Origin of the sequence: Planomonospora alba, assembly GCF_039534085.1 — a bacterium.
In the GTDB taxonomy this organism is placed as follows: domain Bacteria; phylum Actinomycetota; class Actinomycetes; order Streptosporangiales; family Streptosporangiaceae; genus Planomonospora_B; species Planomonospora_B alba.
Genome location: NZ_BAAAUT010000008.1, coordinates 25,519 through 44,970, shown reverse-complemented (window position 1 = coordinate 44,970; position 19,452 = coordinate 25,519). Strand labels below are relative to the sequence as shown.

Annotated in this window: 15 protein-coding genes; 6 read left to right on the top strand and 9 right to left on the bottom strand. The window is 72.9% G+C overall.

Annotated features, from left to right (window positions below):
* The first annotated feature begins 110 nt into the window (after positions 1-110).
* Positions 111-1,058 carry a CAP domain-containing protein gene (locus tag ABD823_RS06480; RefSeq protein ID WP_344856907.1) on the top strand — a complete coding sequence of 316 codons (948 nt, stop codon included), beginning with the start codon at positions 111-113 and terminating at the stop codon, positions 1,056-1,058.
* 253 nt (positions 1,059-1,311) lie between these two features.
* Here ABD823_RS06480 and ilvC read toward each other — a convergent pair whose 3' ends face one another.
* The 5 genes from ilvC to ABD823_RS06455 form a co-directional block, all read right to left on the bottom strand.
* Positions 1,312-2,298 carry a ketol-acid reductoisomerase gene (ilvC, locus tag ABD823_RS06475; RefSeq protein WP_344857082.1) on the bottom strand — a complete coding sequence of 329 codons (987 nt, stop codon included), beginning with the start codon at positions 2,296-2,298 and terminating at the stop codon, positions 1,312-1,314.
* 123 nt (positions 2,299-2,421) lie between these two features.
* Positions 2,422-2,946 carry an acetolactate synthase small subunit gene (gene ilvN, locus ABD823_RS06470; RefSeq protein WP_344856906.1) on the bottom strand — a complete coding sequence of 175 codons (525 nt, stop codon included), beginning with the start codon at positions 2,944-2,946 and terminating at the stop codon, positions 2,422-2,424.
* A gap of 6 nt (positions 2,947-2,952) precedes the next feature.
* Positions 2,953-4,716: an acetolactate synthase large subunit gene (locus ABD823_RS06465; protein WP_344857081.1), complete on the bottom strand. Its 1,764-nt coding sequence runs from the start codon at positions 4,714-4,716 to the stop codon at positions 2,953-2,955.
* Positions 4,717-4,925: 209 nt separating this feature from the next.
* The gene (locus ABD823_RS06460) at positions 4,926-7,598 is read right to left on the bottom strand and encodes a putative bifunctional diguanylate cyclase/phosphodiesterase (protein WP_344856904.1); all 2,673 of its coding nucleotides are present in this window, start codon (positions 7,596-7,598) and stop codon (positions 4,926-4,928) included.
* 266 nt (positions 7,599-7,864) lie between these two features.
* Positions 7,865-8,773, bottom strand: coding sequence for a 2-hydroxyacid dehydrogenase (locus tag ABD823_RS06455; protein WP_344856903.1), 909 nt, complete (start codon positions 8,771-8,773; stop codon positions 7,865-7,867).
* Between the two features lie 89 nt (positions 8,774-8,862).
* Between ABD823_RS06455 and ABD823_RS06450 the strand changes: the two genes are divergently transcribed.
* Positions 8,863-10,011, top strand: coding sequence for a PQQ-dependent sugar dehydrogenase (locus tag ABD823_RS06450; protein WP_344856902.1), 1,149 nt, complete (start codon positions 8,863-8,865; stop codon positions 10,009-10,011).
* A gap of 66 nt (positions 10,012-10,077) precedes the next feature.
* Here the strand turns inward: ABD823_RS06450 and ABD823_RS06445 are convergent, their stop codons facing one another.
* Positions 10,078-10,935: a helix-turn-helix transcriptional regulator gene (locus tag ABD823_RS06445; RefSeq protein WP_344856900.1), complete on the bottom strand. Its 858-nt coding sequence runs from the start codon at positions 10,933-10,935 to the stop codon at positions 10,078-10,080.
* A 150-nt stretch (positions 10,936-11,085) separates the two neighbouring features.
* On the opposite strand from ABD823_RS06445, the gene ABD823_RS06440 reads away from it, so the two are divergent.
* Positions 11,086-11,487, top strand: a complete 402-nt coding sequence (locus tag ABD823_RS06440) for a GlcG/HbpS family heme-binding protein (protein ID WP_344856899.1) — start codon at positions 11,086-11,088, stop codon at positions 11,485-11,487.
* A gap of 152 nt (positions 11,488-11,639) precedes the next feature.
* Here ABD823_RS06440 and ABD823_RS06435 read toward each other — a convergent pair whose 3' ends face one another.
* The 3 genes from ABD823_RS06435 to ABD823_RS06425 all read right to left on the bottom strand — a co-directional run bounded on the left by ABD823_RS06435 (position 11,640) and on the right by ABD823_RS06425 (position 16,112).
* Positions 11,640-13,430: a VanW family protein gene (locus ABD823_RS06435; protein WP_344856897.1), complete on the bottom strand. Its 1,791-nt coding sequence runs from the start codon at positions 13,428-13,430 to the stop codon at positions 11,640-11,642.
* Between the two features lie 367 nt (positions 13,431-13,797).
* Positions 13,798-14,466 carry a response regulator gene (locus tag ABD823_RS06430; protein ID WP_344857079.1) on the bottom strand — a complete coding sequence of 223 codons (669 nt, stop codon included), beginning with the start codon at positions 14,464-14,466 and terminating at the stop codon, positions 13,798-13,800.
* A 59-nt stretch (positions 14,467-14,525) separates the two neighbouring features.
* Complete coding sequence (locus ABD823_RS06425) at positions 14,526-16,112, bottom strand: ATP-binding protein (RefSeq protein ID WP_344856896.1); 1,587 nt, start codon at positions 16,110-16,112, stop codon at positions 14,526-14,528.
* Between the two features lie 179 nt (positions 16,113-16,291).
* On the opposite strand from ABD823_RS06425, the gene ABD823_RS06420 reads away from it, so the two are divergent.
* The 3 genes from ABD823_RS06420 to ABD823_RS06410 all read left to right on the top strand — a co-directional run bounded on the left by ABD823_RS06420 (position 16,292) and on the right by ABD823_RS06410 (position 19,377).
* Positions 16,292-17,257: a Bug family tripartite tricarboxylate transporter substrate binding protein gene (locus ABD823_RS06420; RefSeq protein ID WP_344856894.1), complete on the top strand. Its 966-nt coding sequence runs from the start codon at positions 16,292-16,294 to the stop codon at positions 17,255-17,257.
* A 149-nt stretch (positions 17,258-17,406) separates the two neighbouring features.
* Positions 17,407-17,862 (top strand): tripartite tricarboxylate transporter TctB family protein, encoded by a 456-nt coding sequence (locus tag ABD823_RS06415; RefSeq protein ID WP_344856893.1) that lies wholly within the window; start codon positions 17,407-17,409, stop codon positions 17,860-17,862.
* A complete protein-coding gene (locus ABD823_RS06410; protein WP_344856892.1) occupies positions 17,863-19,377 on the top strand; it encodes a tripartite tricarboxylate transporter permease in 1,515 nt (504 codons plus the stop codon). It abuts the gene before it with no gap.
* Positions 19,378-19,452 lie beyond the last annotated feature (75 nt).

The following is a 19,452-nucleotide window of genomic DNA, read 5'->3' as shown; positions in this document are numbered from 1 at the left end:
TGTCCGAAATTTCGTGACAAGACGTGTCCCGGGGCACCAGAATGCGGACCCATCCAGCGTCCACCCATCTGGAGGAACCCCCTATGCGCAGACCGCTAGGAGCAGCACTCGTGTGCCTCGGAAGTCTGGCGGCCCTGAGCACCCCGGCCGCGGCGGCCACCGCCGCGCCGGCCCCGCAGAACCTGTGCGGCGTTTCGGTGAGCGCTCCCTACGTCGTCTCCGGCGGGCAGATCGAGGTGACCGCGGCCCGCGCGGGCTGTGAGAACACCTCGCTGTTCCGGGTCCGCCTCAAGCGCGCCCAGCCCGGCCCCGACCGGATCGTCAAGAGCGGTTCCCAGCGCGGCATGGTCAACGGTCAGCTGACCCTCCGCCTGGACTGCAGCAAGACCTTCCGCGCCTACTACGCCGAGGTCGTCGACTACCGGGGCAACCAGGCGCGTTCCGCCCAGGTCCGGCTCTCCTGCTCGATCCCGAGCCTGCCGTCCCCCACCACCACCGGTGCCCCGACGGCCACGCCGACCACCAAGCCCACCACCCCGGCACCGCCCACCACTCCGGCACCGCCCACCACCAAGCCCACCACCCCGGCACCCCCGACCACCAAGCCCACCACCCCGGCGCCGCCCACCACCAAGCCGGACACGCCGACCACCGCCCCCGGCTCGGTGGGCACGGCCGAGGAGAACGAGGTCATCCGCCTGACGAACATCGAGCGGGCGAAGGGCGGCTGCGGCCCCCTCACGCACGACCCGCAGCTCCGCCAGGCCGCCTACGGCCACTCGGCCGACATGGCCGCCCAGGGCTACTTCAGCCACACCTCCAAGGACGGCCGCTCCCCCTGGGACCGGATCAAGGCGGCGGGCTTCACCGGAGGACGGAGCCTGGCGGAGAACATCGCCATGGGCTACCCCGACCCGGCCTCCGTGGTCAACGGCTGGATGAACAGCGAGGGGCACCGCAAGAACATCATGAACTGCGCGTTCAACCTCATCGGGGTCGGCGCGGCCAAGAACTCCAAGGGCCAGATCTACTGGACCCAGAACTTCGCCGCCCGCTAGACCGCACGCGCAGGGGTGAGGGCGGTCCGCCCTCACCCCGCGGCCGCCCCGCCGGCCCCTCCCCGTGCCCGGAGGGTCGTCCCACCCGCCGCGCCCGCTGTCCGGGCGGCCGCGGCGGGCAGGACGGCCCTCCGGGTCACCTCCCGGCCGACACCCCCCACCGGGAGACGCCGACGCCCCCGCGACGGAGAACGTCGCGGGGGCGTCGCCGTGCGGCCCCGGCCGCGGGAAGCCGCGGACGGGACCCCTCGGCCTACTTGTCCTTCAGCCAGCTCATCATCGGCCGGAGCTTGGCGCCGGTCTTCTCGATCGGGTGCTCGGCCAGTTCCTCGCGGTAGGCGGTGAACTTCTTCTGGCCGCCGTCGAACTCCTCGACGAGCTCCTTGGCGAACTCGCCGGACTGGATCTCGGCGAGGATGCGCTTCATCTCCTTCTTGGTCTCCTCCGTCACGACGCGCGGACCGCGGGAGTAACCGCCGTACTCGGCGGTGTCGGAGACCGACCAGTACATCTTGTGGATGCCGCCCTCGTACATGAGGTCGACGATCAGCTTCATCTCGTGCAGGCACTCGAAGTAGGCGACCTCGGGCTGGTAGCCCGCCTCGATCAGGGTCTCGAACCCGGCCTTGATCAGCTCGGACACGCCGCCGCACAGGACGGCCTGCTCGCCGAAGAGGTCGGTCTCGGTCTCCTCGGTGAAGGTCGTCTTCAGCGCGCCGGCCCGGGTGCCGCCGATGCCCTTGGCGTACGACAGGACCAGCGGCCAGGCGCCTCCGGTGGCGTCCTTCTCCACCGCGACGAGGCACGGCACGCCACGGCCGGCGGCGTACTGGCGGCGGACGAGGTGGCCCGGGCCCTTGGGGGCGACCATCGCGACGTCGACGCCCTCGGGCGCCTCGATGAGGCCGTAGCGGATGTTCAGGCCGTGACCGAAGAACAGCGCGTCGCCCTGCTGCAGGTTCGGCAGGATGTCCTGGGCGTACAGGTGCCGCTGGATGTGGTCCGGCGCCAGGATCATGATCAGATCGGCCTCGGCGGCCGCCTCCGCCGGGGTCAGCACGCGCAGGCCGTCCGCCTCGGCCTTCTCGCGGCTCTTGGAGCCCTCGGGCAGGCCGACGCGGACGTCCACCCCGGAGTCCCGCAGGGAGAGCGCGTGGGCGTGGCCCTGGCTGCCGTACCCGATGACGGCCACGACGCGGCCCTGGATGATCGACAGGTCGGCCTGGTCGTCGTAGAAGATCTCAGTCACTTGCTTGAACCTTTCAGAGTGTGTACGGCGCTGCGCACGGTCGGGCTCCCTCTCCTCGCGTGCCCGGCGGCCGGCCGTGCCGCCGGCCGCCCCGCACGCTCGTCGGTCAGCCGTCTACGCGGTCCGGTCCAGGGCCCGGAGGGAGCGGTCGGTGATGGAACGGGCACCGCGGCCGATGGCCACCATGCCCGACTGGACGAGTTCCTTGATGCCGAACGGCTCCAGAAGCCTGATGAAGGCCTCCAGCTTGTCCGGCGTCCCGGTGACCTCGATGGTCACCGCGTCGGAGGCGACGTCGACACAGCGCGCGCGGAACAGGTTGACCAGTTCCAGCACGTTCGAGCGGGTGTCGGCGTCGGCGCGCACCTTGATCAGCATGAGCTCGCGCTGGACCGACTGCGCCGGGTCGAGCTCCACGATCTTCAGCACGTTGACCAGCTTGTTGAGCTGCTTGGTGACCTGCTCCAGGGGCAGTTCCTCGACGTTGACCACGATGGTCATCCGTGAGATGTCCGCGTGCTCGGTCGGCCCGACCGCCAGCGAGTCGATGTTGAACCCGCGGCGGCTGAACAGCGCCGCGACGCGCGCGAGCACGCCGGGCTTGTTCTCCACCAGCACGGAGAGCGTGTGCCTGCTCATGGGGGCCTACTCCTCGCTGTCCCAGACCGGCGCCATGTCGCGCGCGACCTTGATGTCGTCGTTGCTGGTCCCGGCCGCGACCATCGGCCAGACCATCGCGTCCTGGTGGACGACGAAGTCGATCACGACCGGCACGTCGTTGATCTCCATCGCCTTCTCGATGGTGGCGTCCACGTCCTCCGGCCGCTCGCAGCGCAGGCCGACGCAGCCGTACGCCTCGGCGAGCTTGACGAAGTCGGGGATCCGGCGGACCGTCTGCAGGTCGGTGTTGGAGTAGCGCTCGTTGTAGAAGAGCGTCTGCCACTGGCGGACCATGCCGAGGTTGCCGTTGTTGATGACCGCGACCTTGATCGGCGCGCCCTCGATCGTGCAGGTGGCCAGCTCCTGGTTGGTCATCTGGAAGCAGCCGTCGCCGTCGATCGCCCAGACCACGGCGTCGGGACGGCCCATCTTGGCGCCCATCGCGGCCGGGACCGCGAAGCCCATGGTGCCGGCGCCGCCGGAGTTGATGAACGTGCCCGGCTTCTCGTAGCCGATGAACTGCGCGGCCCACATCTGGTGCTGGCCGACGCCCGCGGTGTAGATCGCGTCGGGGCCGACCAGCGCGCCCAGCCGCTCCATGACGTACTGCGGGGCCAGGGAACCGTCCTCGAACTCGGTGTAGCCGAGGGGGTAGGTCTCCTTGTAGCCGTTGAGCGTCTTCCACCACTCGGCGTGGTCGCCCGTGCGCCCCTCCGCCCGGACCGCGGCGATCAGGTCGGTGAGCACCTCCTTGCAGTCGCCCACGATCGGGACGTCCGCGTGGCGGTTCTTGGAGATCTCCGCCGGGTCGATGTCGGCGTGGACGACCTTGGCGTGCGGCGCGAAGCTGGACAGCTCACCGGTGACGCGGTCGTCGAAGCGCACGCCCAGGCCGATGATCAGGTCGGACCGCTGCAGCGCGCCGACCGCCGACACCGAGCCGTGCATGCCGGGCATGCCCATGTGCTGCGGGTGGCTGTCGGGGAAGGTGCCGCGGGCCATCAGGGTGGTGACCACCGGGATGCCGGTCAGCTCGGCGAACTCCCGCAGCTCGGCCGAGGCGCCCGCCTTGTGCACGCCGCCGCCGACGTACAGCACCGGCCGCTTCGACTCCGCGATCAGCTTGGCCGCCTCGCGGATCTGCTTGGAGTGCGGCCGGGTCACCGGCCGGTAGCCCGGCAGCTGCATCGCCGGCGGCCAGGCCGGGAAGGTCGTCGTCGCCTGGAGCGCGTCCTTGGAGATGTCGACCAGGACCGGTCCCGGACGCCCGGTCGAGGCGATGTGGAACGCCTCCAGGATCGTCCGGGGGATGTCGGCCGGGTCGGTGATCAGGAAGTTGTGCTTGGTGATCGGCATGGTGATGCCGGAGATGTCGGCCTCCTGGAAGGCGTCGGTGCCGATCGCGGAGCTGGCCACCTGCCCCGTGATCGCGACGATCGGGACCGAGTCCATGTAGGCGTCGGCGATGGGGGTGACCAGGTTGGTCGCGCCCGGGCCGCTCGTGGCCATGCACACCCCGACCTTGCCGGTGGCCTGCGCGTAGCCCTGGGCCGCGTGGCCAGCGCCCTGCTCGTGCCGTACGAGCACGTGCCGGACCTTGGTCGAGTCGTAGAGGGGATCGTAGGCGGGGAGGATGGCTCCGCCCGGAATCCCGAACACGGTGTCAACCCCGACGTGCTCCAGGGCCCTCACCAAGGCCTGGGCTCCGGTCATCTGTTCGGTCATCGGCTCGTTCCTTGCGTGGCTGATGCGTGGCTGAACGTTGCGCTGGCATAAAAAACGCCCCGGCCCGCCTGTGTGAGGCGGAACTGGGGCGGCGCGCAGGTCGGAGTGCTTCGCTAGCGGCCTGCGCGCCGGCGAAGTACTACGCGAATCCCACGGTGATGCATGGCTCCACCATGACTGACGAAGCGTTCCGGCGTCAAATCCATGGAACGCTTGTCTCAGGATACGAGACCTCAGGCACTGCCCTGCAGGCTGGTGACGCTCTGGGGCATCAGCGAGTCGACGCCCCGGGCGGTCATCGGGCGCGCCACCAGGTAGCCCTGGCCGTGGGTGCAGCCCATCTCGCGCAGCAGCTCCAGCTGCTCGGCGCGCTCGATGCCCTCCGCCACCACGGTGAGCCCCAGGTCGTGGCCGAGCCGCACGATGGTGCGGGTCAGCAGCGTCAGCGTCTCGTCGGACCCCAGGCCGCACACGAAGGACGGATCGATCTTGATCATGTCCACCGGGAGCTGCCGGAGGAAGGCCAGCGAGGCGTAGCCGGTGCCGAAGTCGTCTATCGCCAGCCGTACGCCCAGCCCGCGGAGCTCGGAGAGCCGGCTGGTGATCTCCTCGGCGTCCTCCACCAGCATCTCCTCGATGACCTCGAGGGTGAGCGCGCTGGGCGGCAGGCCGCTCTCGGCCAGCGCCGACTCGACGGTCTCCACGAAGCGCGGCGCGATGATCTGCCGCGCCGACAGGTTGATCGACAGCCCGATGTCCCACGACGAGGCCCGCCACGCCGCCACCTCGTGACAGGCCTGGCGCAGGATCCACTCGCTCAGCGGCACGATCAGACCGGTGTCCTCGGCCGGGCCCAGGAACTGCTCCGGCGGCACGAACGCGCTCCCCCGCCACCAGCGCACCAGCGCCTCCACCGCGGTGACCCGCGAGGTCGCCAGGTCCACCACCGGCTGGTACTCGATCGCGAACTGGTTCTCCAGCAGCGCCCGCTGCAGGTCCGCGGCGAGCTCCAGGCGGCGCACCACGTCGGCGTGCATGTGCGCGGCGAACACCTCGACCCGGCGCCCGCCCAGCTCCTTGGCGCGGGCCATCGCCACGTCCGCGTTGCGGATCAGGTCGGCCGAGGGCACGTCGTCGTCGGCGAAGGCGACCCCGACGCTCGCGGTCAGCGCGACGTCGCGGTCGGCCACCCGGAAGGGCTCGGAGGAGACCGTGTGGACCAGCAGCTCGGCCAGGTCGACCGCCGTCTGCGCGTCCGCCCCCGCCTCCAGCAGCACCGCGAACTCGTCGCCGCCCCAGCGGGCCAGGGTGTCGTCGGCCCGTACGGCGGCGCGCAGCCGGCGCGCGGCCTGGCCGAGCAGGTAGTCGCCGCTGGCGTGGCCGACCGAGTCGTTGACCGAGGTGAAGCCGTCCAGGTCGAGGAAGACCACGGCGACGCGGTTCTCGCCGGGGCGGGCCAGCACCTGGTGGGTGCGCTCCTCGAAGTAGGCGCGGTTGGGCAGGCCGGTGACGCCGTCGTGGAAGGTCAGGTGGGCGACCTGGTGGCGCAGGGCCTCCTCGTCGCTGACGTCGCGGGTGGTGATCAGCAGCAGGTCCTGGCCGCGCACGTGCCGGGTGGCCACCGACTCGGCCGGCCGCCAGGTGCCGTCGGCCGCCCGCACGCGGCAGGCCACCATGAACGTCTCCGGACCGGGCGGCTCCTCCTCCGCGCTCATCGCGCGCAGCGCCTCCTGGATGCCCGGCAGGTCCTCCGGATGCACGTAGTCGAAGATGGACCGCCCGGCCAGCTCGTCGGGGCGGTAGCCGTACAGGGGCTCGACACCGGCGCCGACCTGGCGCATCACCCCGTCGTAGTCGCACAGCAGGACCACGTCGCCGATGCTCTCGGCCAAATCGTGCAGCTGCCGCTCGCCGAGGTCCACCAGGTGGCGCATCCGGCCGAGCGCCGACAGCGCGGTGGACAGCCGCACCACCAGGACGCCCACCACCGACGCCGACACGGCGGCCAGGAGCGGCGCGGGCCCCTCCACCGCCCCGCCCCGGACCACGCGGAAGAGCACGACCGCGGTGGCCGCGGCCACCAGGACCAGCGGAGCGGCCGCGACCAGCGGGGAGTCCTCGGACCGTGGGGGCGGCTCCGTCCCGGTGTCCACCGCCCGGGCCGTCCGGCCGCTCCAGGGCACGGCCGCCAGCAGCAGGAACGCCGCTGAGGCGGGCCACACCCAGACCATCGGGGGACCGTACCCGGCCATCCCGGCCACCGCGGTGGCGGTCTCCGCGACGGTGATCGCCGCGAGCACGGCGAGCGCCGCCGGGCCCACCGGCCGGGCCGACCTGCGGGCCGGGACCACCGCGGGGGCCACGGCGCAGGCCAGGAAGAGGCAGAGCAGCGGCGGGGCCAGGTTGACCGCGAAGTCGTCCGGTCCGGCGGCGTCGCGGTAGGCCGGGCCCAGCACCGCCATCCAGGCGATCACCAGCAGGGAGGCCGCGCACAGGTAGGCGTCGGAGAGGTTCCGCAGGAACGCCCGGCCGCGCGCGGGCCGGAGGGCGGACAGGCCCGTGCCCACGGCCAGCAGCGCCGTGCCGGCCAGCAGCACCAGGTCGGCGAAGTCGACCGCGAACGGCGTGCCGTCCGCGAACGGCCGCAGGGCGGTCCCGGCCAGCCAGACGACCGAGCCGGCGGCCAGCCAGCGCCACGACAGGGCCCTGCGGCGGCCGGTCGCCCGGGAGGCGGCGTACAGCAGCGACACCGCGGCGGCCCCGGCCGCCGCGACGCCCGTCACCGCGCCCGCGACCGCGGCGGGGAAGCCGCCGACGAGGGCGGCGGCGAACCCCGCCACGCCGACCGCGACCGCGGCCGACAGCGGTGTCCGGGGATCACGCCAGCCGATCAAGTGTCCGCCCATCCAGTGTCGATCCGTCCTGGTCGCGCAGCCGCCCTGCGGCGCCGCGCTCCCGGCTGCCCCACGGGCACGCCTTCACTCGCCTCCGTGTCCTCGGCAGGAGGACAAGGCCAGTGTGTGCTCTCCGTCGAGCGCCGGAGGTGACAACGCCGCAGTCGTCACCGTTCTGATAACCGCACGAGCGATCAGTGTCGCAGGAGACCACGATACGCACCGAAGGTCACGGGCCAGACACGGTCCGGATTCCTTTTCTCGCCCTCTTTTCTGTGTCAATAAGAGCCGGTAATGACGTTTTTGAGTGGCTCGCCTGCGAGGTAACGCAGCAGCTGCGAGCGGAGCAGGCGGAGGGCGCGCCGGGCCGAGGCCGGGGTGCTGCCCGCGACGTGCGGGGTGACGAACACCCCGGGGGCCGTCCAGAGCGGGTGGCCCGGCGGCAGCGGCTCCGGGTCGGTCACGTCGAGCGCGGCCCGGATCCGGCCCTTCTCCAGTTCGGCGACGAGTGCGCCGGTGTCCACCACCCCTCCCCTGGCGGCGTTCACCAGCAGGGCGCCGTCCTTCATCGCGCCGAGGAAGGCGGCGTCGACCATCCCGGCGGTGGCCGGCGTCGCCGGGACCAGCAGCACCACCACGTCCGCCCGGGGCAGCAGCCGGGGCAGCTCGTCCTGCCCGTGCACCCCCTCCCGCGCGGTCCTCGCCACCCGGACCACGTCCACCTCGAACCCGGCCAGCCGCCGCTCCAGCGCCTCGCCGATCGAGCCGTACCCGACGATCAGCACGGTCGAGTCGGCCAGCACGCCGGTGTGTCGGTAGGCCCACTCCCCGCGCTCCTGCGCCCGGACGAAGCCCGGGAACTCCCGCAGCACCGCGATCATCGCGCCGACCGCCCACTCCGCGGTGCCCGCGTCGTGCACGCCGCGCGCGTTGCACAGCGTCACGCCCTCCGGCAGGTGCGGCCGGTACGGCTCCACCCCGGCCGTGACGGTCTGCAGCAGCCGCAGGGAGGACATCCGGGCCAGCAGCTCCGGGATCCCCGCCACCGGCACCAGCGGCGGAACCCAGACCTCCACCTCCTCCGCCCCGCCCGGCGCCGGCCCCGTGCCGTCGTAGACGGTGCACTCCACGTCGGGCAGATCGCTCAGGACGTCGGCGGCGGCTTCGGAGGGGACCCAGATCTTCATGACCCGCATTATCGCCGCCTCCGCATGCGGCCCCCGTACGGCACCTGTCGTGTATGGATGGAGGTACTGGCGAGACGAGGGAGAGTTGCATGGCCGGCATCACCCCGCGCGGCACGGGCCGCGGACACCGGGCGGTCCTCGCGGCCGCCGCCGTCGCCGTCGCCACGGCGCTGGCGGGCTGCGCGGAGACCTCCGCGCCGGCCGAGTCGGCGCCCGCCCGGTCCCCGGCTCCGGGGTCCGCGTCCCCCGGGACGGCCGCCCCGGAGGCCGCCCCCGGACGGTCCGCCGAGCCCCGCGTCCTGGTCCGCGACCTGACCGTGCCCTGGGGGATCGCGTTCCTGCCCGGCGGCGACGCGCTGGTGACCGAGCGGGACACCGCCCGGCTGCTCCGGGTCACCCCGGCGGGGAAGGTCTCCCAGGTCGCGAGGATCGACGGCGTGCGCCCGGACGGCGAGGGCGGCCTGATGGGCGTGGCCGTCTCCCCCACGTTCGACGAGGACCGGTACGTCTTCCTCTACTACACCGCCGCGTCCGACAACCGGATCGTGCGCTACCGCTACGACCGGACGCTGACCGGCGCCACCGTCATCCTCGACGGCATCCCCAAGGGCGGCATCCACAACGGCGGCCGCCTGGCCTTCGGCCCCGACGGCTACCTGTACGCCTCCACCGGCGAGGTCGGCGACCGCCGCCTCGCCCAGGCGCTGGGCTCGCTCGCCGGGAAGATCCTCCGCATGACCGCGGACGGCGAACCGGCCCCCGGCAACCCGTTCCAGAGCGTGATCTGGAGCTACGGCCACCGCAACGTCCAGGGCCTCGCCTGGGACCCCTCCGGCCGCATGTACGCCAGCGAGTTCGGCCAGAACTCCTTCGACGAGCTCAACCTGATCACCAAGGGCGGCAACTACGGCTGGCCCGAGGTCGAGGGAGTCGGCGACGACCCCCGCTTCATCGACCCCGTCGCCACCTGGAGCACCGACGAGGCGTCCCCCTCCGGACTGGCCTACGCCGACGGCTCCCTGTGGATGGCGGCCCTGCGCGGCGCCCGGCTCTGGCGCATCCCGCTCGCCGCCGACGGCGAGGCGGGCGAGCCCGTCCCGCTCTTCGCCGACCGGTACGGCCGGCTGCGCGCGGTCGCCGCCGCCCCCGGCGGCCCGCTGTGGTTCGGCACCAGCAACAAGGACGGCCGCGGCTCCCCCGCCCCCGGCGACGACCGCATCCTCACCCTCACCCCCTGACCGCCGGGTCCCGTGCCGGGGGACCGCCGGGGCCGGTCCCGTGCCCGGGGGCGGCCCGGAGGACGATCAGGCCGTGCTCGGTTCGGAGACGGACGTCCAGGAGCGGAGGAAACGCAGGGCCTGGTCCGCGGGAGAGCCGAGCGGGGCGGTGTAGACGACCAGCGTCTGGTCCGGGCGGGCGTTGATCCGAAGGGCCTGCCAGTCCAGTTCCAGGGGACCGGTGACCGGGTGGTCGAAGACCTTACGGCCCTGGTCGGTGGCCTTGACGGTGTGGCTGCTCCACCAGCGGCGGAAGTCGTCGTCGTGGACGGACAACTCGCCGATCAGTGCGGTCAGGTGCTTGTCGTGGGGATAGGTGGCGGCGACCATGCGCAGCCGGGCGACCGCGTCGACGGCGACGGCCTCCCAGTGGGCGTACAGGCCGCGGATGTGGGGGTCGAGGAAGACCAGGCGGACCAGATTGCGCTGATCGGCCGGGAGCCGGGCGAAGTCGAGGAAGAGTGCGGCGGCCAGCGGATTCCAGGCCAGGATGTCCATGCGGCGTCCCAGCACCAGGGCGGGGGCGGTGGTCAGACTGTCGAGCAGGGCGCCGGTGGCCGCATCGATCCCGGGGAGGCCGGTGGACCGGGACTCGGACCGGAAACGGGGCCGGGCGGGAGGTTTGGCCAGCGCCTGCAGGTAGGCCTGCTCGTCGTCGGTCAGGCGCAGCGCCCGGCCGATCGCGGCGAGCACGGCATCGGAGACACCGGTGGTTCGGCCTTGCTCCAACCGGGTGTAGTGGTCGACGCCGACGTCGGCCAGCATCGCGACCTCCTCCCGGCGCAGTCCCGGAACACGGCGCAACCGGTCTCCCCCGGACAACCCGACGTCGTGAGGAGTGAGGGCGGCGCGCTTGGCCTTGAGGAAATCCCCTAGTTCGCTCATGACTCGCAGTATCGGCATCCGGGGCGTCCTCTGCCTGGGTGTGGTTGTCCCTGGAACACCTGACCCGGGCGGAGGCGGTCCTGCCGGGGTCCGGCGCGGCCGGGCACAGTGGTGCCGTTCCGGTACGCACCTCGAGGAAGGGAGCACGTGATGTCCGTGCTGACGCTGCAGGACGCCGTCCGTCGCGCCGAGGCCGGGATGGCCCGCGCCGCCGAGCTGGGCGTGGACATGAACATCGCGATCGTGGACGCGGGCGGACACCTGCTGCACTTCGTGCGGATGGACCAGGCGTGGCTGGGCTCGATCGACATCGCGTTGAAGAAGGCCAGGACCGCGGCGCTGTTCCGGATGCCGACCGCGGCGATCGGGCGGATCTCCCAGCCGGGCGGTCCCTGCTACGGCATCGAGGCCACCAACGACGGCCTGGTCTCCTTCGGCGGCGGGCTGCCGATCATCGACGGGCACGGCCGCACCGCCGGCGCGATCGGGGTGTCGGGCGGCGACGTCCAGCAGGACACCCTGGTCGCCGAGGCCTGCCTCGCCGCGGCCTGACGCTCACCCGCAGGGACGGTGGAGTCCGGGCTCACCCTCCTGCCGCTCACCGCCGCTGCTCCGCAAAGGAGCCGGGGCGGGACCGAGCGGGCCGTGATGGCCGGACCGCCGAACCGGACCCGGCCGGGCCGGGCCGGGCCGGGAGGGCGGCGTCAGTCGCCGTCGGTGGGCTCCTCGTCGGAGGAGACGCACTTGAGGTCGGTCTCGGGCTTGTAGACGGTCGTCTTCTTCTCCCGCTTGACCTCCTTGCCGTCCTTCTTGAAGACGCGGGTCACGTCGATCGTGAAGCCCTGCTGGCCGGTCATCGGGATGCAGTCGGGGCCGCTGTCGGTCTTCCGCTCGAACGGGGTGACGTTGTAGCGCTCCGAGGAGATGGACTCGATCTCGTAGCGCTTGGTGCTCCAGAAGGCGACCGTGACCGAGGTGCTCGTGCTGGAGGTCTTCACCAGCACGCCGTACGGCGAGTCGTTCCGCCAGCGGAAGTCCGGCTGCGGCCAGGAGACCGTCGACTCGCGTCCGGCCGGGTAGCGGGAGATGTAGAACTCGTGCGCCATGTGCTGGACGTCTTCGAGGCCGCCGAAGAACACCGCGTTGTACATCGTCGTGACGAACTGGGAGATGCCGCCGCCGACCGAGTCGACCAGCCGGCCGCCCATGATCATGGGGGCCTCGACGAAGCCGCGGGCCCTGTCGCGCTCGCCGACGACGCCGTTGAGCGAGAAGGTCTCACCGGGCTTGACCAGGTGGCCGTCCAGGAGCTTGGCGATGGTGCGGATGTTGGTCACCCGGGGCTGGCAGCACGGGTAGTGCGTGGTGAACTCGCTGATCTTCTCCTTGATGCCGAGCTTGCGCATCTCGGCCTCGGAGGTCCGCGGCCTGACGGTCGTGAGGGTGACCGGGATGGTCCGGCTGCCGCCCTCGGCCACCAGCTCGGCCACCGCGTCGGCGAGCTTGTCGTCGTCCACACCCTTGCCCTTGCGGCCGGGCACCAGCTTCGGCTTGCCGCCGACGATCTCGAAGGTGGGCTCGCGGGGGGCCTGGGCCTGGTCGACCAGGTTCCGCTCGACGGTCGCCACGGCCCTGCGCGCGTCGAACACCGGGCGCATCCGGCCGGAGTCGTCGGGCTTGAAGGACAGGTGGGCGGCGATCGTCTCGACCGGGAGGATGGCCTTCCGCCCTCCGCTGGTCAGGGTGATCGGGCCGGACAGGGCCTCGGCTGCGGTGGCGGCGGCCTTCGTGACCGCGGAGGCGGTGACCTTGGGCTTGATCACGGTGACCGGCAGCTCGACCACCTCGTCCGGGCCGAGGTACGCCTTCTTGATGGTGTCGGCGGCGGCCGTCCGCTCCAGCCTGCGGCCGTCCCGGGGTTTCACGGTCACCGGTTCGGTGCCCTCGAAGCGGACCGCGCCCTCGACGACCTCCCGGTCGATGTCCTCGGCGAGCGCCTTGACGGCGGTCTCCAGCCGCTCGGAGTCGGCGGTCACCTTGGGCGGGAGGTCGACGGTCCCGGTGAACGCGCGCCAGACCTGCGCCGGGCCGGGGAAGCCGCTGGACGCCTGGTCGATGGTGGCGACCACGTCGAATTCGAGGCCGGCCCGCGCGGGGTCCAGCTCGTGCTCCTTGCCGAAGGCCGACAACCGCATCGGCGCGCCCGCCCGCTCGGCCAGCCGCGTCCTGAGCCGGTCGGCCGCCTCGGTGACGGTGAGCCCGCCGATGTCGACGCCCTGGACCCGGGTGCCGGGCAGGATCTTGCCGGACAGGGCGACCGCGGGGACGGTGTAGGCGAGCGCGGCGAGCACCAGCAGGAGCACGGTGCCGATGAGGATCCTCCGGCTCCGGCCGCGCGGGGCGGGCTCGCCGGGGTCCGGGCCGTCGTCGCGCCCGGGGCCGCCGGGGCCGCCCTGCGACGGGCGGGGCTGGGGGCCGGGTGGCGGGGCCGCCACCCGCCAGGGCTGCGCCTGCGGTGCCGGAGGCGGCAGGACCGTTCCTCCGGGTGCCTGGCCGGCGGGCCGGCCGAGGCCCGGGTGGCCCTGGCCGGGACCGCCGGAGGGGCCGAAGATGTCAGGTGAGACGCCCGGCGGGAGGCGGGGTCCGCCCTCCGGGCGGTTCGCCTGGGACGCCTGCGGGTCGCGCGCTCCGGCGCCCGGGCGGACGGGGTGCGAGGGCAGGGGGACGGCCGCGAACGGGTCCGTCGGTGGCTGGGCTGGCCTTCCGGCGTTCGGCACGGCCTCTCGTCCCCTCCTTCACGCTTTCTCCCCTTGGCAACCCTAAACCACAATGGTCAGCCGGTGTCCTCAAAGGAGTAACAAATCAATCGGTCCACCGGTAGCGGTGCTCCGGCCGTCCGGCGGTGCCGTACCTCGGCCGGAGCCGGGTCCGGCCGGCGGCGCACAGGTGCTCCAGGTAGCGCCGGGCGCTGACCCGGGACAGCCCGGTGAGCGCGGCCACCTCGGTCGCCGACAGGTCGGTGCCCGCCTCCCTGAGCACCTCCGCCACGAGGGCGCAGGTGGTGCTGGACAGGCCCTTGGGCAGCGGCGGCGGGCCGCTGCCCGCCTCGCCGAACAGCCGGTCGACCTCGTCCTGGGAGGCGTCACCGCCGATCCCGGCGAGCCGTCTGCGCAGGTCGGCGTAGCGCTCCAGGCGTTCGGTGAGCGCTCCGGCGGCGAAGGGCTTGATCAGGTAGTTGACCGCGCCGCCGCGCATGGCCGCGCGCACCGTGGCCACGTCGCGCGCGGCGGTGACGACCAGCACGTCGACGGGGTGGGAGACGCCTCTCAGCGTCCTGAGCACATCGAGTCCTGACATGTCCGGCAGGTAGATGTCGAGCAGCACCAGGTCGGGCCGGTGCCGCGCCACCGCCGCCACCGCGGCCTCCCCGGTGTGCGCGGTGCCGACCACGGCGAACCCGGGCACCCGCGCGACGTAGCCGGCGTGGATCCTGGCCACCATGAAGTCGTCGTCGACGACCAGGACGCCCACCTGCGAGGCCGTACGGCGCGCCGCCGGCGGCCGGGCCGCCTCCTGGCCGGTCGGCTCGCTCACGGGGTCTCCTCCCGGTGGGGCAGCAGGGCGGTGAAGACCGCGCCGCCCGCGTTGTGCACGCGGATCCAGCCGCCGCGGCGCAGGCACGCCTGCCGGGTCAGGGCCAGGCCCAGGCCGCGGGGCCCGGAGCGGGCGACCTTCGTGGTGAACCCTTCCCGGAACACCTCCTCGGCCAGCGCGGGGCTGACGCCGGGACCGGAGTCGCCGACCCGGACGTGCAGGCCGTCCTTCTCCGTGCGGACCGAGACCTCCACCGTCCCTCCGATCTCCTCCAGCACGTCCAGGGCGTTGGCCACGAGGTTCCCGACGACCAGCACGGCGTCGTGCGGGTCGCCGAGCGAGCCCTCCTCCACCCGGCAGTCGTCGGTGAGCACCAGCCGCGCGCCCCGCTCTGCCGCCTCGGCGGACTTGGCCAGCAGCAGCGCGGCCAGGGTGGGGTCGGCGACCTTCTCGCGGATGCCGGCCGCGTGGTGGCCGAACGCCTCGGTGGTCTGGGTGATGTAGCCGATCGCCGTCTCGTACTCGCCGAGCTCCAGCAGACCGACGACGGTGTGCATGCGGTTGGCGAACTCGTGGGCCTGGGCGCGCAGCGCGCCGGTCGTGCTGCTGGCCTGGTCGAGCGCGTGCGCCAGCCGTACCAGCTCGGTCCGGTCGCGCAGGGTGACCACCCAGCCGTTGCTGCGGCCCCGCACGGCCACCGGCATGCGGTTGAGCACCAGCACCCGGTCCCGGTGGAGGACCACCCGGTCCTCGCCCTCGTCCTCCCCGGTCAGCACGTCGCGCAGGCGGTCCGAGAGCGGAATCTCCGCGATCCGGCGGCCGACGTCGCCGCCGGACAGGCCGATCAGCTCCCGGGCGGCGTCGTTGAGCAGCGTCACCCGGCCCTGCAGGTCGAGGGCGATCACGCCCTCCTTGACGCCGTGCAGCACGCCCTCGCGCTGCTCCAGCAGGGAGGCGATCTCCGCGGGTTCGAGGCCGAAGGTCTGCCGCCGGATCCGCCGGGCGATCAGCGCGGCGCCCGCCGACCCGGCGACGAGCACGGCCAGCACGGTCCACAGCAGCGGCGGCAGGGCGGCGCCGAACTGCCCGGCGACGGTCTCCTCCAGCACCCCGACCGAGGTCAGGCCGATGACCGCGCCGGAGGCGTCGCGGACGGGGGCCTTGCCCCGCACCGAGCGGCCGAGCGTGCCGGTCTGCACGCCGGTCCAGGAGCGGCCGGTGGACAGGACCTGCGAGCCGTCGGTGGACAGCCGCCTGCCGATCAGCTCGGCGTTGGGGTGGGCGTATCGTATCTGGTCGCGGTTGGCGATCACCACGTAGTCGGCGCCGGTCGCGGCCTGCACGCCCAGCGCGATCGGTTGCAGGACCAGCTCCGGGCGGGGGTGCGCGAACGCCTCCCGCACCTCGGGCATCCCGGCCACCGCCTCGGCGATGGCCAGGGCCCGCTGCTGGTGCCGGCGTTCGAGCTGGTCGCGCAGGTGCTCCGTCCAGACGCCCGCCGTACCGATCACCGAGAGCAGCACGACCACCATCTGGAGCACGAACAGCTGGGTGCCGAGGGAGGCGCGGAGGATCTGTCGCACGAGTGGGCTCCGAGGTCAGGGGCCTCATCAAAACAGCCGGAGATAACGACCGGATCGCGGCCGGCCGTACCGCCGTGACCAATACGACCGATACGACGCCAAGCACGCAAAGCCTCGACAGGGCGGCGCACGCCCCCCAGCATCCTCACCACGCTTTTCTTCCGATGTCAGGAGATGACATGCGTCTTCGCAGACTCGCCGTCCTGGCGATCCTGCCACTGGCCGCCCTCACGGCCTGCGGCTCGGGGTCGGCCTCGGGCACCGGTGCGCTGAGAATCATGGCCCCGGCCTCGCCCGGCGGCGGCTGGGACCAGACCGCCCGTACGGCGGAGCAGGCCATCACGAGCATCGAGCCGTCCCGCAAGATCGAGGTCTACAACGTCCCGGGCGCGGGCGGCACCATCGGCCTGTCCCAGCTGGAGCGGGAGAAGGGCAACGGCGACCTGCTGATGACCATGGGCCTGGTCATGGTGGGCGCGGTGGAGCAGAACAAGTCGCAGGTGACCCTGGAGGACACCACGCCCATCGCGAAGCTGGTCGAGGAGTACGAGCTCGTCGTCGTGCCCGCGGAGTCCCCGTACAAGACGCTGGGCGAGCTGGTGGCGGCGTGGAAGGCGGACCCCGCGAAGATCGCGATCGCGGGCGGCTCGGCCGGCGGCAGCGACCACATCGTGGCGGGCCTGATGGCCAAGGCCGCCGGGATCGACCCCAAGCAGATCAACTACGTCGCGCACTCCGGCGGCGGCGAGGCGCTGAACGCGCTGCTCGGCAACAAGGTCGCGATGGGCGTCTCCGGCGTCGGCGAGTTCGCCGAGCACGTGGAGTCGGGACGGCTGCGCGCCCTCGGCGTGTCCTCCCCCGAGCGGATCGCGAGCGTGGACGCGCCCACCCTGAAGGAGGGCGGGCTGGACGTCGAGCTGGCCAACTGGCGCGGCTTCGTCGCCCCCCGCGACCTCGACGAGGAGGCGGAGCGGAACCTCATCGACCTGGTCACCCGGATGCACGGGTCGCAGGCGTGGAAGGACGCGGTGGCCAAGAACGGCTGGACCGACGCCTTCCAGGCGGGCAAGCCGTTCGCCGACTTCCTGGCGGCCGAGCAGGCCCGGGTCAAGGGCATCATCGCGGAGATGGGGCTCGTCTCCTGATGTCCCCGCGTGAGGAGCCGGAGGGCGGGCCCGCCGTTCCGGAGGCGCCGCGGGGCACCGGGACGGACCGGTCCGCCGCACCGCGGGCGCCGCGGGAGGGCGGGACCGCCCGGTCCGGCGGGTGGGGATGGCGGCGGCCGGAGCTGGTGATGGCGCTGGTCGTCGTGGGCCTGGGCGTCTTCGTGCTCGTGGGCACGGCGGACGTCACCGCCGCGAGTTCCGCGCTCGGCCTGGGCCCCCGCTTCTTCCCCGTGCTCATCGGCGTCGCGCTGCTGCTGATCGGGGTGTTCTACACGGCCGACGTGCTGCGCGGCGGCCACGGCGACCCGGAGGAGAGCGAGGACGTCGACGCCGCCGCCCCCGCGGACTGGAAGACGGTGGTGCGGGTCAGCGCCGTCTTCCTGGCCTTCGCGGGGCTGGTCGACCTGCTGGGCTGGATCATCGCGGGCGCGCTGCTGTTCTTCGGCCTGGCGACGGTGCTCGGCGCCGAGCACCGGCTGCGCGCGGGCGTGCTCGCGATCGTCCTGTCCACCCTGTCCTACCTGGCCTTCGTCAAGGGCCTGGGCGTGACGCTGCCCGCCGGCCTGCTCTCGGGGGTGATCTAGGTGGAGTCGCTCGGGCTGCTGCTGGACGGGTTCGCGACCGCGCTCACCCCGGTCAACCTGCTCTACGCGCTGGCCGGGGTCACCCTCGGCACGCTGGTGGGGGTGCTGCCCGGCATCGGCCCGGCGATGACCGTGGCCCTGCTGCTGCCGGTCACCTTCAGCGTCCCCCCGGCCAGCGCGTTCATCATGTTCGCCGGGATCTACTACGGCGGCATGTACGGCGGGTCCACCACCTCGATCCTGCTCAACACCCCCGGTGAGAGCTCGTCGATGATCACCGCGCTGGAGGGCAACAAGATGGCCCGGCGCGGCCGGGCCGCCCAGGCGCTGGCCACGGCGGCGATCGGGTCGTTCGTCGCGGGCACGATCGCCACCGGCCTGGTCGTCGTCGCGGCGCCCCTGGTCGTGGAGCTGGCGATCTCCTTCGGGCCGGAGGACTACTTCGCGCTGGCGGTGCTGGCCTTCACCGCGGTCTCGTCGGTGCTGTCCCGCTCGGTGGTGCGCGGCCTGGCCTCGCTCGGCTTCGGCCTGGTCATCGGGCTGATCGGCATCGACGAGCAGACCGGGCAGGCCCGGCTGACCCTGGGCGTGCCCCAGCTGCTGGGCGGCGTCGAGGTGGTGGTCGTCGCGGTCGGGCTGTTCGCGCTGGGCGAGGCGCTCTACGTCGCCTCGCGGCTGCGGCACGCCGAGCCCGAGATCATCCCGGTCGGCCGGGCGTTCCTCGGCCGCTCCGACTGGTCCCGGTCCTGGCGGCCGTGGCTGCGCGGGACCGCCCTGGGCTTCCCGTTCGGCGCGCTGCCCGGCGGCGGCGCGGAGATCCCGACGTTCCTGTCGTACTCGATCGAGCGGCGCCTGGCGCGGGGCGTCGCCCGCGAGGAGTACGGCAGGGGCGCGATCGAGGGCGTCGCGGGCCCCGAGGCGGCCAACAACGCCTCCGCGGCCGGCACCCTCGTCCCGCTGCTCACCCTGGGCCTGCCCACCTCGGCGACGGCCGCGATCATGCTGGCGGCCTTCCAGCAGTACGGCCTGCAGCCCGGCCCCCAGCTGTTCGACCGCGATCCCGCCCTGGTCTGGGGCATGATCGCCTCGCTGTTCCTGGGCAACGCCATGCTGCTGGTGCTCAACCTGCCGCTGGCCCCGCTCTGGGCGAAGGTGCTGCACGTGCCCCGGCCCTACCTCTACGCCGGGATCGTGCTGTTCGCCGCGCTCGGCGTCTACGCGCTGAACGCCTCCTGGATCGACCTGGTCGTGCTCTACGTCCTGGGCCTGCTCGGCTTCGCGATGCGCCGCTTCGGCCTGCCGGTCGCGCCCGCGGTGATCGGCGTGATCCTGGGGCCGATGGCGGAGATCCAGCTGCGCCGGGCGCTGGCCATCGGGGCGGGCGACCCGTCGGTCCTGGTGCGCAGCCCCGTCTCCGCCGTGCTGCTGGCCGTGGCCGCGCTGGCCCTGCTGTCGCCGCTCGCCCGCAGGATGCTCACGCGCCCGGCGCGGGCGGGCCGGGTCGCGGAGGACTGACCGCCGGACGGGATCCGGCGGGACCAGCCGGCCCGGATCCCGGGCCGGTGAACGCGCGCGTCCCACCGATCTCCG

Coding starts and splice junctions, on each gene's coding strand:
- ABD823_RS06420 (WP_344856894.1), top strand. CDS start 16,292: ATGCGTCTTCGCAGACTCGCCGTCCTGGCGATCCTGCCACTGGCCGCC.
- ABD823_RS06415 (WP_344856893.1), top strand. CDS start 17,407: ATGGCGCTGGTCGTCGTGGGCCTGGGCGTCTTCGTGCTCGTGGGCACG.
- ABD823_RS06450 (WP_344856902.1), top strand. CDS start 8,863: ATGGCCGGCATCACCCCGCGCGGCACGGGCCGCGGACACCGGGCGGTC.
- ABD823_RS06445 (WP_344856900.1), bottom strand. CDS start 10,935: ATGAGCGAACTAGGGGATTTCCTCAAGGCCAAGCGCGCCGCCCTCACT.
- ilvN (WP_344856906.1), bottom strand. CDS start 2,946: ATGAGCAGGCACACGCTCTCCGTGCTGGTGGAGAACAAGCCCGGCGTG.
- ABD823_RS06440 (WP_344856899.1), top strand. CDS start 11,086: ATGTCCGTGCTGACGCTGCAGGACGCCGTCCGTCGCGCCGAGGCCGGG.
- ABD823_RS06455 (WP_344856903.1), bottom strand. CDS start 8,773: ATGAAGATCTGGGTCCCCTCCGAAGCCGCCGCCGACGTCCTGAGCGAT.
- ABD823_RS06460 (WP_344856904.1), bottom strand. CDS start 7,598: ATGGGCGGACACTTGATCGGCTGGCGTGATCCCCGGACACCGCTGTCG.